Origin of the sequence: Mesorhizobium loti CJ3sym (assembly GCF_000472785.1) — a bacterium.
GTDB classification, from domain to species: Bacteria; Pseudomonadota; Alphaproteobacteria; order Rhizobiales; family Rhizobiaceae; genus Mesorhizobium; species Mesorhizobium loti_E.
Genome location: NZ_AXAL01000001.1, coordinates 505,561 through 516,059, shown reverse-complemented (window position 1 = coordinate 516,059; position 10,499 = coordinate 505,561). Strand labels below are relative to the sequence as shown.

General features: G+C 61.7%; 9 protein-coding genes. 3 read left to right on the top strand and 6 right to left on the bottom strand.

Going from position 1 to position 10,499, the window contains the following annotated elements; genetic code table 11:
* Nucleotides 1-202 precede the first annotated feature (202 nt).
* Both A3A9_RS0102915 and A3A9_RS0102910 read left to right on the top strand, forming a co-directional pair.
* Nucleotides 203-1,975, top strand: a complete 1,773-nt coding sequence (locus tag A3A9_RS0102915; RefSeq protein ID WP_027057422.1) for a glucan ABC transporter ATP-binding protein/ permease — start codon at nucleotides 203-205, stop codon at nucleotides 1,973-1,975.
* A 128-nt stretch (nucleotides 1,976-2,103) separates the two neighbouring features.
* Nucleotides 2,104-2,856, top strand: a complete 753-nt coding sequence (locus A3A9_RS0102910; RefSeq protein WP_027057421.1) for a heme ABC transporter permease — start codon at nucleotides 2,104-2,106, stop codon at nucleotides 2,854-2,856.
* Between the two features lie 26 nt (nucleotides 2,857-2,882).
* Here A3A9_RS0102910 and A3A9_RS0102905 read toward each other — a convergent pair whose 3' ends face one another.
* Nucleotides 2,883-3,941, bottom strand: a complete 1,059-nt coding sequence (locus A3A9_RS0102905; RefSeq protein WP_027057420.1) for a D-TA family PLP-dependent enzyme — start codon at nucleotides 3,939-3,941, stop codon at nucleotides 2,883-2,885.
* Nucleotides 3,942-4,128: 187 nt separating this feature from the next.
* Here A3A9_RS0102905 and A3A9_RS0102900 point away from each other — a divergent pair, with 187 nt between their 5' ends.
* A complete protein-coding gene (locus A3A9_RS0102900) occupies nucleotides 4,129-4,815 on the top strand; it encodes a D-lyxose/D-mannose family sugar isomerase (protein ID WP_027057419.1) in 687 nt (228 codons plus the stop codon).
* Nucleotides 4,816-5,025: 210 nt separating this feature from the next.
* On the opposite strand, the gene A3A9_RS0102890 is transcribed toward A3A9_RS0102900, so the two are convergent.
* The 5 genes from A3A9_RS0102890 to A3A9_RS0102860 form a co-directional block, all read right to left on the bottom strand.
* On the bottom strand, nucleotides 5,026-6,708 hold the full coding sequence (locus tag A3A9_RS0102890) for a hypothetical protein (protein ID WP_027057418.1): 1,683 nt from the start codon (nucleotides 6,706-6,708) through the stop codon (nucleotides 5,026-5,028).
* Between the two features lie 124 nt (nucleotides 6,709-6,832).
* The gene (locus A3A9_RS0102885) at nucleotides 6,833-7,453 is read right to left on the bottom strand and encodes a hypothetical protein (protein WP_027057417.1); all 621 of its coding nucleotides are present in this window, start codon (nucleotides 7,451-7,453) and stop codon (nucleotides 6,833-6,835) included.
* 787 nt (nucleotides 7,454-8,240) lie between these two features.
* Nucleotides 8,241-8,654, bottom strand: coding sequence for a nuclear transport factor 2 family protein (locus tag A3A9_RS0102870; RefSeq protein ID WP_027057416.1), 414 nt, complete (start codon nucleotides 8,652-8,654; stop codon nucleotides 8,241-8,243).
* A 103-nt stretch (nucleotides 8,655-8,757) separates the two neighbouring features.
* On the bottom strand, nucleotides 8,758-9,132 hold the full coding sequence (locus A3A9_RS0102865) for a cupin domain-containing protein (RefSeq protein ID WP_245278964.1): 375 nt from the start codon (nucleotides 9,130-9,132) through the stop codon (nucleotides 8,758-8,760).
* A gap of 277 nt (nucleotides 9,133-9,409) precedes the next feature.
* Nucleotides 9,410-10,273: an SDR family oxidoreductase gene (locus A3A9_RS0102860; protein ID WP_027057414.1), complete on the bottom strand. Its 864-nt coding sequence runs from the start codon at nucleotides 10,271-10,273 to the stop codon at nucleotides 9,410-9,412.
* Nucleotides 10,274-10,499 lie beyond the last annotated feature (226 nt).

The following is a 10,499-nucleotide window of genomic DNA, read 5'->3' as shown; positions in this document are numbered from 1 at the left end:
CAACGCTGGCATTTCACCTTTTATCTCAACCCGTTAGGTGATCACGTCAGATTTCGTATCGTCGTCATGTTTTGTTCGCTAAATGGGAACGGAAGCGATAGACGGGCATTGTTTTGCGACGCATCTACCGTTACGTGTCAAGAAATGGTGCGGTGCACAATACTGGTATTGGGCACAATAGAGAGTTGGCGGAGTAGCTGAAGTGTCACTTCTGCAGATCTATTGGAGAGCGCTTGGTTATCTGGCGTCCGACAAGAAGCGCGTCGCGCTGATTTGCGGCGCCAATGTCGCGCTGGCCGCGATTGCGATCATTGAGTCGATCCTGTTCGGTCGGGTGATCGACGCCATCTCCAGCCACGGTCCGGTTTTTTCAATGCTCGCCCTTTGGGCCGCTCTCGGCGCCTTCAGTGTCATTGCCTTTGTGCTGGTGGCGCGCGGCGCCGATCGTTTTGCCCACGCCCGCCGCTCGGAAGTGCTCTGCGAGTCCTTCGAACGCGTGATTACCATGCCGCTCGCCTGGCACCATCAGCGCGGAACGTCCAACGCCTTGCACACGCTGTTGCGCGCGGTCGAGACGCTGTTCAGCCTGTGGCTCGAATTCATGCGCCAGCATTTGTCCACGGCCGTTACACTGGTATTGTTGATCCCGACGGCTATCAGCATGGACCTCCGGATGTCGATGGTGCTCTTGGTGCTCGGCGTACTCTATGTCGGTATCGGTCGGCTGGTGATGAAGCGCACCAAGGCAGGCCAAGCCGCCGTGGAGCGTCACTATCATAAGGTGTTTGCGCATGTGACCGACTCGGTCAGCAACGTCGCTGTACTTCAGAGCTACAATCGCCTTGGCCACGAGGCTGAGACGCTGCGCCGCTATGTCAGGAACCTGCTTGATGCGCAGAACCCCGTGCTCGACTGGTGGGCGATCGCCAACGCGCTGCAGCGCTTGTCCTCGACCATATCGATGATGGTCGTGCTGATCATCGGCGCTTATCTCGTCACCCATGGCCAGTTGCGCGTCGGCGACGTCGTTGCCTTCACCGGCTTCGCGACGCTGCTCATCTCGCGCCTCGATCAGCTGTCGGCCTTCGCCAACCAGATTTCGGAGGCCCGCGCCAAGCTTGAGGATTTCTACAAGCTTGAGGACTCTGCGGCCGACGCCGCCGAGCCGGATGGCCTGCGCGATCTCACCAACGTCACCGGCCATGTCCGCTTCGAGGATGTCGGCTTTGAGTTCGCAAATTCGGGACAGGGCGTCAGTGACGTCTCCTTCGAGGTTCAGGCTGGCCAGACCGTTGCCATCGTCGGACCGACGGGCGCGGGCAAGACCACGCTCATCAACCTGCTGCAGCGCGTTTTCTCGCCGTCCAGTGGCCGTATCCTGATCGACGGCATCGATACCCGCACGGTGAGCCGCAAGTCGCTGCGCCATTCGATCGCCACTGTGTTCCAGGATGCTGGCCTTCTCAACCGCTCGATCGAGGACAACATCCGTGTCGGCCGTGCCGATGCAAGAAATGACGAGATCCATGCCGCCGCCATCGCGGCTGCCGCGCAGGACTTCATCCTGGCCAAGAGCAATGGCTACGACACGGTGGTTGGCGAACGTGGCGGCCAGTTGTCGGGCGGCGAGCGTCAGCGTATCGCCATTGCCCGCGCCGTGTTGAAGGATGCGCCGATCCTGGTGCTCGACGAGGCGACCAGCGCGCTCGACGTCGAGACCGAGGATCGCGTCAAGGAAGCGATCGACGAGCTGCGGCGCGACCGCACTACCTTCATCATCGCGCACCGCCTGACCACCGTTCGCGACGCCGATCTGGTCGTGTTCATGGACAAGGGCAGGGTGGTTGAAATGGGAGGCTTTGCCGAACTGTCGCTGCGCAACGGCCGCTTCGCCAGCCTGCTGCGCGCCGGCGGCCTGCTCAACGACGAGGAAGTCCGCCGCCTCAGCCGTTCCGTACAGGGCGAGGCCGCCTGATCATCATTCTTTTACCTCCCCTTGCGGGGAGGTCGGACCGAAGGTCCGGGTGGGGGGCAGCGCCGCACGCAGCCTGCGACACCACCGCTCGATTGCCCCGATCGCGCCGGCGGTCTATGTAAAGTCGCATGAGCGACACGACTTCACGCCTGACCGGCTGGATGGACCTTGCCAACCCGACACGCTTCGTCGCGCTGGCGGACAAGGTTGTGCCATGGTTGGCGGCGCTCGCCGCACTCATCATTGCCGTCGGCCTCTATATGAGCTTCGCGGCGCCTGAGGACTTCCAGCAAGGCATCACCGTTCGCATCATGTACATCCACGTGCCTTTCGCCTGGCTCGCCATGATGTGCTATACATTGATGGCAATCTCGGCACTTGGCACGCTGGTCTGGCGGCATCCGCTGGCCGATGTCGCGCTGAAATCGGCGGCCCCCATTGGCGCGGTCTTCACAGCACTTGCGCTGATCACCGGTTCTATCTGGGGCAAGCCGATGTGGGGCACCTGGTGGGTCTGGGATGCGCGCCTGACCTCTGTCTTCGTGCTGTTTTTGATGTATCTCGGCATCATCGCGCTGACCCGCGCGCTCGATGATGCCAGCCGCGCCGCCTGGGTCGCCGCCATCATCACGCTGGTCGGCTTCATCAACATCCCGATCATCAAATTCTCGGTCGACTGGTGGAACACGCTGCACCAACCGGCCTCGGTGTTCCGGCTCGGCGGACCAACCATCGACCCCAGCCTGCTCTGGCCGCTGCTAGTGATGGCTGTCGGCTTCACCGTGCTGTTCTTCGCCCTGCACCTGATGGCGATGCGCACCGAAATCCGCCGCCGCCGGGTGATTGCCATGCGGCGCGTGGCGGCACGGCAGGCTAACTGATCCCGCCTTTTAGACTAGGGAGCCCATCACCCCATGCGCCCGCGCGCTACCACCGGCAGCGTGTCCAGCACCTTATCGGCATCGATCAGATGCACCTGGTCGAATAAATTCGTCACCACGCAGCAATGGTCAGGCACCACGCGCACGCGCTCGCCTATATGGAGCTTGGCGTCCCCGGAAAGCGTGACAGTGCCGTGTTCTTCGCTAAGTCCTGTGACCCTTGCGTCGGGAGCGCCGAGCAACTCGCCGAAATCTTTTAACCCCAGCGTGTCGCTGGACAGCGCCTTGCTGCCGGCATCGAGAATGGCGCGGCTTGCCGTCGGACGGCTGACCACCGTCGACAGCACCGTCAGCGCGCAATCGTCTGTTGTGCCGACGCCTTTGGTGACCTGGTAGCGGTCGAGATAGATGTAGGTGCCGGGGCGATATTCGGTGACGACGGATGCATCGGCGGAGCGCCACATGTCAGGCGTGCCGCCGCTCGAGACGCGCTCGCAGGCAAGCCCCGAAGCAGCCAGCGCCTGCTTGGCCGCAGCAAGCCAGGCTTCGGCCTCGGCGGCGCGGCCGGCCGCCGGATAGGTCATCAGTCCGCCGAAGGTGAGGCCGCCGGCCTTGTCGATCAGCCTTGCCAGCGCCACCGCTTCATCAGCCGTCTGTACGCCGCAGCGGCCCATGCCGGTGTCGCATTCGACCAGCACAGGCAAAGGATGACCGGCATCGGTGAAAGCCGCCGCGAGCCCTTCCAGCGTGTCCATGCTGTCCGCCGTTACCGACAGGGTCAGGCGACCGTGCAGCGCTTTCAGCCGTTCCAGCTTGGCGCGCCCGAGAATGTTGTAGGGGAGAAAGATGTCGGTGAGCCCGGCGTCGGCCATCACCTCGGCCTCGCCGATCTTCTGGCAAGTGATGCCGACCGCACCCGCCGCGACCTGTTTCTTGGCCCAATAGGGCAGCTTGTGCGTCTTGATGTGCGGCCTGAGCTTCAGCCCGTTCTTGTCGGCATGGGCCTGTGCGCGGGCAATGTTGGCTTCGGCGCGTGCGGCATCAATCAGGATCGACGGCGTATCGAGGTCGTGGATCGTCGGCATCTTCTATCCCTGTGAAATTCGCAGGGGTTATGAGCCTGAAAGCCGGCGATGTCACGCAGCCAGCGCACCGGATCGGTGGGCCATCCCAGCTCGGCGCAAGGCATGGCAGGCAGCTGGATGGATCGACACCGAACCCGTGTTCGGCTATGCGATTTGCCAGACAAATCCATACGAAGGGATCACGATCATGAAACGCTCCGCCATCAACGACATCATCCGTGAAGCCGACGCTTTCATCCGCTCTTTCGGCTACATCATGCCGCCCTTCGCCTACTGGTCACCCGAGGAAATGAAGGCGCGCCAGGTCGACTCCTCGGCTGTGCTGACCTCGCGGCTCGGCTGGGACATCACCGATTACGGCCAGGAGAAGTTCAAGGACCTTGGACTGTTCCTGTTCACCGTTCGCAATGGCCGCTACGAGGACATGAAGCAGGGCATGGGCATGCTCTATGCCGAGAAGATCATGATCTCGCGCAAGGACCAGATGTCTCCGATGCACCGCCACAACATCAAGGCCGAGGACATTATCAACCGCGGCGGCGGCAAGCTGGTGCTGGAACTGTTCATGCATGATCGCGACGGCGGCATCGACCCCAAGGCCGAGGTCACGGTGCCGGTCGACGGCACTATCCACAGGCTGCCGGCGGGCGGGCTCCTGAAGCTCGACCCAGGCCAGAGCGTCACGCTGCTGCCGGGCGTCTGGCACGCCTTCTGGGCCGAGGGCAAGGATGTACTGATCGGTGAGGTCTCGACCGTCAACGACGATCTTACCGACAATGTGTTCCGCGAGCCGATCGGCCGTTTTTCCAACATCGACGAGGATGTCGCGCCGCTGCACCTGCTGGTGTCCGACTATGAGAAGTGGGTGGGGTAGGTCGCCTTTCTATCTCGTGCGATCGATAAGCGCGCGCAGCCTGCGCACTTCGGCGATCAGGCGAGGAACATCCTGACGCGCCGCGGCCATGAAATCCTGGTCCGCGGCTGTGGCGCCGGTGATTTCGATGTCTTCGCCTCGATCCGACCCCTCGCTAGTTTGGATAAAACTCGATCCGCTAAGCCAGATCGTTTGGCTGCCCCGGACGTCTCAATGACAGCAGCCGTATTCTGATTGCACGCTTGTCCGGCACAGGCATGACGAGCTGATCGCCACATCCGCCTTGGCCACCGCCACAGCGAGCTTGGCCTGCAGCCCCGGCAATTCTTCGCGCTCGCCGCGCCTCAAACATTCGACCAGCCCGTGCAGCGCCCAGACATTGTCCGGGTGCTGGGCGCAGCGTTGCACCTTGCCGCTGAGGCCGAGATCGTCGCGATAGACCTGTTCAGCCTCTTGCGTGTGGCCCTGGTCGAGAAGCAGTGCCGCCAGCGCGTGGCGGGGAGGGTGCATCCACGCCCATGGCTCGGTGTAGGAGAGATTGTCGTCAAGCTCGACCGCTTGCCGCAAATGGGCGTAGGCCTCGTCGTATCGGCCCTGATGGTAGGCAAGTTCGCCGCCGAGCAGGGCAGCGCCGACGGCGAGCGAGGCCTGCGTCGGGTTGCTGAGGAAGCGTCGCTCGGGCGCAATACCTGCCACGTGCCGGTGGAACCGCTCGCGCTCGCGCTCGGCTTCAGCGAACTGCTTGAGCGTCGCATGCGCGAGACCCTTGGCGTAGTGCTGCATGGCCGCCGTCAGCACGTAGAGGCCCGGCTCTTCAACAGTCGGCTCGTCGATGATCTCCTGCCAGCGGCCGAAGCGCACCTGCACATGCGATTTCATCGCATGATAGCCTTCCACTGTTTGCGTGAGCTTGGGCCGGTCCTTGATGGCGACCACGTCGCGCGTGACCAGGCTGCGTACCTTGTCGGCGGCCCACAGCGCCGGCCTGTACTGGCCAAGAAGCATGCAGGTGAACATCATCAGATGCAGGTCGTGGCAGCAGCCGAGCAGATAGTAGGTCGGCTCATCCGCAGAGGCGAGATAGAGGTCGTTGGCGCGGACCGCCTTTTCGCTGGCAAGCCTCGCTTTCTCGTACTCGCCGCACAGCACATAGATGTGCCCCGGCATGTGGTTCATGTGCCCGGCGTCGGGGCACATTTCGCCAAGCAGATCTGCCGAACGCATGCCGCGTTCCGGCATGGTGGACATTTCCAGGAGATGGATGTGCAGGTGCAGGATCGCCGGGTGTTGTGCAGCACCTGCCTCGTCGGCAAGCCGGATTGAGCGCTCGCAAACCTCCAAAGTTTCAAGCACGTCCGAATTCGGCGCCGGTTCCCCGGTCTTGAGGTTCCACAGTCGCCGCACCGTGCGCATCATCAGCGCCTCGACCAGCAGCGCCATCACGTCATGGTCGTCGGGAAACCTTTCATAGACCCGCCGCATCGCGGCGGCATAGGCATCGTCCCACTGTTCGAATTCCCGCAGGCTCACTCTGTGCGGCTTCTGGAAACGAGAGGCCAGCGCCTCGATCAAATGCCGTTCGACGTCGCTGCCGGAAGCCGCATTGGCGCGCGCCAGCTGGACATGCTCGAAGCAGCGCTTCGTCGCGCTGTTGGCCTCGGCTTCGCCGTGCTCCTTCCAGGTCAGATTGTAGAAAGGCCCGGCGGCATAGGCGATGCCCCAATGAACAAAAGCGCAGTCCGGATCGGTCTCCAGCGCCTTCTCGAAGCACTTGATGCCTTCCTCATGATTGAAGCCGTAGCACCAGTTGAGTCCGATATCGAACCAGCGCTGGGTTTCGGTGGAGCGGGTGGAGATCGGGCGGCGGTAGCTGCCGAGATTGAAGCGGTCCATGTCTTCCATTTAAGTGCGATGAGCCGCGAGCCAAGCCGTGGCCAGATTCCTTCGCCACCAATGTGTGCCGAAATCTCTGGGCATGGCAAACGTCATGAGTGGCGCCGCCGCCGTACAAGCCGCCCTAGCTGGTCCCTTCGTTTTGCCAGCCGGCTAGCTCCGGCAGGTCGTCAAGCCAACTTTTCTCGCTCATCAAAGTATCGCTGGTCTGTGGTGCAGCCTCTGTGGCGTTTTGAATCAGCCAGTCCATCCACTTCCGATAGGCAACCGGATCGAGCTGGGGCGGCAGCACCTTGGCCTTGAGCAGCATCCTCTTGCGGAAACTGGTTTGCCTGCGGAGTTTCGTCGTGGTGAATTTGATGGCCTTGCCCTGGTAGTCGACCATCCAGCGGTCATTTCCATAGCTGGTGATCCTGTCGATGGCGAAGTCGGCATCAACCGGCCTATCCCGCCAGGGAAGCTCAATGGCATTCTTCCTCAGATCGAGTGCCCATCGCCTGTAGTCGGCCCCGGCGCGCTGCGGCGGCAGCACGCCAGCCTGTTCGATAATCTTCCTGCGGAAGGTCGGCTGCCTCTTGAGCTGGCCGGTTGTGAACTCAACGCGATGCCCACGAAACTCGACGTGCCACCGGATTCGCCCATTGCCGACATACTTCACCAACCTGTCGATGAGGAACTCGCCATCGACAAGCATCGCGCAGCCCTGCTTGATGCTGTCGAGAATAAACTCGCTATCGGTCGGCATGACGCGGCCTCGTGCAGGAACCTCAGGAAGCATAGCGATGCAAAATGAAACAGGGCTAAATTTCCCCGCTAAATGACTATTATTGCTGGGGATCCAGGTTCCCCAGCCAAAATTCCACCAGCCAGCAGGATCGCCGACCTTTTCAAGCCTTTGAAAACGCGCCCGATTTCGGGCTTCGCCACAATTTGGGCGTCAGTATTGGTGCCCAGGTTTGGGCATGACGTCAACAGGTTCGTAAAAGTCGTGTGGGTCGTGTTTCGAGCCCATCGGTGTGGAGCATTGTTACGCCGGTCGTGGCATCTCGCCAGTGACATGCGGTACGCTGCTTCCACGCGCTGGACCTCCGTCGAAAGGCAGGCTTTCGGCGTGCCGGCCGTGGCCTGCGCCGACCGTTAGATGGATCGATACCAAAGGTCAGCTTAAAACCTTGGACCAAGCGGAGGAAGCATACCGGCTCTCCGACGCTCAAACGAGCGGAAAAAGGCGCCTTTATCTTTTAGCAAGCCCGTTTTTGGTCGGCTTCCCTCTCGATGGCCCGCTCTACGCCGTCATTGAGCCAGCTGTCTCGCGCATCATCGCTACCGTGGGCATTGCCCGCTACCTCGGCTGATCCGCCGTCTCTGTCCCGGGTCGACTTCCCAGCGGCCCGCATCCGAAGCTGGCGACGTCCATTGTGATAGCTTGTCTGGTTGATCGTCTCATAAACACGGTCGGTTGCCGGACGGAGTCGTGTCGCCTGTTGGCCGAGCGCGGCGGTAGGATATCCTCGCCCGCCTCTGGGGGCAACTTAGCCGAGAGGAATACCCATGAGCTTTGCGAACGTTACAGGATTGGCGTACTCACGGACATGCGAGATGCGGCCGTCTTGCATCGACAATTTGAAGACGTAGGCATTGCGGTAGCTGGCATCTGTGTTGCGTTGGATCAGATCGCCCTTAGCTTCCACGAATGCGGTCTTGCCGTCGTCGGCGACGTAGGTCGCGCGTTCGACAAGCTTCACTTGGCTGAAGGTCTTGAAGATGGTGGCGATATATCCAAGCGCCTGTTCCCGGCCATCGAATGTAAACCAGGGTGCCGGCTCCCCTGTGCTCGAAAACGGAATATCGATTGCAGGGGCGTCTGACAGCAGGCTCGATACTGTTTCCAGGTTTTGCGCCTCAAGCGCATTGAGGTAGGCGTCGGTCAAATCCTTGATAGTCATTTAGTTGTTCCTTTGTTGAACTTGTCGAACCAGACCCATGAGTTGCTCTTGGCCGGAAGCGACGCTGAATGTGAATAGGAGTTCACGCAGATCAATGTGTCCTTCAGGCCCGGGGAGGCAGAAACTCGCTGTGGAAGCGGGCGGCATTGGCCAGCATGATTCTGCGTCGTTCGGCCATGACTTCTGGTGTCGGCGGTGTGGGCGGCGTGGCCCGACCCGGCAGAACTTCGCCGACCAGCTTGAAATACTCCTCCTGGCCGGCAGGCAGGCAGATGCAGAGGAAGCGGGCGGGAGTGCCCGAGGCGACGCGGAAGCCGTGGGGTGCATTGGCGGCAATATTGACCGTCTGGCCCGGCCCGACGTGATGCAACTCGTCGCGGAAGGTGACTTCCAGCTCGCCTTCGAGGACGTGGAAAATCTCCTCGAAATCGTGCCGGTGGGGCGGCGGGCCACCGGCCGGCACGAACATGTCGATCATGGTATAGCGGCCGCCGGTCTGCTCACCCGAAACCAGAACGGTGCAGGTTCCCGCCCCGACCCCGAGATGGATGAGGCCCGGATCATCGGCGTGGACGATGGTGGCGGTGCGGCTGAGATCGTCAGCCGGGAGAGCGCTGATTTGGTTGGTGATTTGTCTTTTCCTTGTAGGTACGCGTGTGTGAAATCGGCGACCGGGTGTGACCCGTGCGGTGGCTTTGGATGGTTGGAACTGGTGGTTGTGTGGTTCCAGGATTGGGTGTTGTGGACAGCAGCGCTCAGGCAGCGATCTGAGCGGCGTAATCGCGGTACGAGCGCAGCGGGCGGCCCAGCAGGGTGGTCAGCCGATCGACATCGCCGGTTTCCGGGACCATGCCGTCGGTCAGGAAACGCTCGGCCATCAGGCGCATGTCGAGGGCCATCCAGCTCGGCATGAACTGTCGCAGGTTCTGCTCAAATCCCGCGGTGTCATCGCCGGGGTAGGCGATCGGGCGGCCGAGGACATCCGTCCAGATCGCCGCGGCATCAGCGCCCGTCAGCGTATCCGGGCCGACCAGGTTGATGCAGTTGAGCGGGAGCGGCGTGGACGACTGTTCGCGGCGGATGAGCTCAATCGCAGCGATCTCGCCAACGTCGCGGGCGTCGATCATGGCAAGGCCCTTGCTGCCGATCGGCATGGGGTAGATGCCGTAGCCGGTGATCACGTCCTTGATGGTGATGTCGTTGTCCATGAAGTAGGCCGGGCGCAGGATGGTGGCGTTGAGGCCCATCTGCTCGATCATCCGCTCGACGCCGAACTTGCCCGCGAAGTGCGGCACGTTCACGTAGACGTCGCTGTGGATCACCGAGAGATAGACAATCCGCTCGATGCCGACTTCGCGAGCAACGGCCAAGGCGACGAGGGCCTGGGTATATTCGTCGGCCACTACCCCGTTCAGCAGGAACAGCGTGGACACGCCCGAGAAGGCGCTGCGCAGCGCGTCGACGTCGAGCAGGTCGCCTTGGGCGACTTCGACGCCGGCCGGGAAATTGGCCTTGGACGGGTCGCGAACCAGAACGCGCACGTCGGCGCCACGGTTCACAAGTTGTTCGACAACGTTGCGGCCTACATTGCCGGTCGCGCCAGTTACGAGGATGGTCATAGAGGTTACTCCTGGTTGGTTGTTAAGTCTGGTAACAATCTAACGGCCCAAATTTACACCCACTAGCCGCGCAATTTAGACGCACCGTCTCACTGGTGGAACGATAGAAGCCTTGGTCGGAGGAATGAGGCGGCAAAGCGTCGAGTGCAGCGGATCCGGCTTCCGGGATGGCAAGAGTTGGCCGGGAAAATGGCGACTGGGGTAACGTCCGTGCGCCCGCTGATAC

What these genes read in the sequence shown, in the direction of transcription:
- A3A9_RS0102910 (WP_027057421.1), top strand. Translation starts at nt 2,104, where the DNA reads ATGAGCGACACGACTTCACGCCTGACCGGCTGGATGGACCTTGCCAAC.
- A3A9_RS0102905 (WP_027057420.1), bottom strand. Translation starts at nt 3,941, where the DNA reads ATGCCGACGATCCACGACCTCGATACGCCGTCGATCCTGATTGATGCC.
- A3A9_RS0102900 (WP_027057419.1), top strand. Translation starts at nt 4,129, where the DNA reads ATGAAACGCTCCGCCATCAACGACATCATCCGTGAAGCCGACGCTTTC.
- A3A9_RS0102890 (WP_027057418.1), bottom strand. Translation starts at nt 6,708, where the DNA reads ATGGACCGCTTCAATCTCGGCAGCTACCGCCGCCCGATCTCCACCCGC.
- A3A9_RS0102885 (WP_027057417.1), bottom strand. Translation starts at nt 7,453, where the DNA reads ATGCCGACCGATAGCGAGTTTATTCTCGACAGCATCAAGCAGGGCTGC.
- A3A9_RS0102870 (WP_027057416.1), bottom strand. Translation starts at nt 8,654, where the DNA reads ATGACTATCAAGGATTTGACCGACGCCTACCTCAATGCGCTTGAGGCG.
- A3A9_RS0102865 (WP_245278964.1), bottom strand. Translation starts at nt 9,132, where the DNA reads ATGATCGACATGTTCGTGCCGGCCGGTGGCCCGCCGCCCCACCGGCAC.
- A3A9_RS0102860 (WP_027057414.1), bottom strand. Translation starts at nt 10,273, where the DNA reads ATGACCATCCTCGTAACTGGCGCGACCGGCAATGTAGGCCGCAACGTT.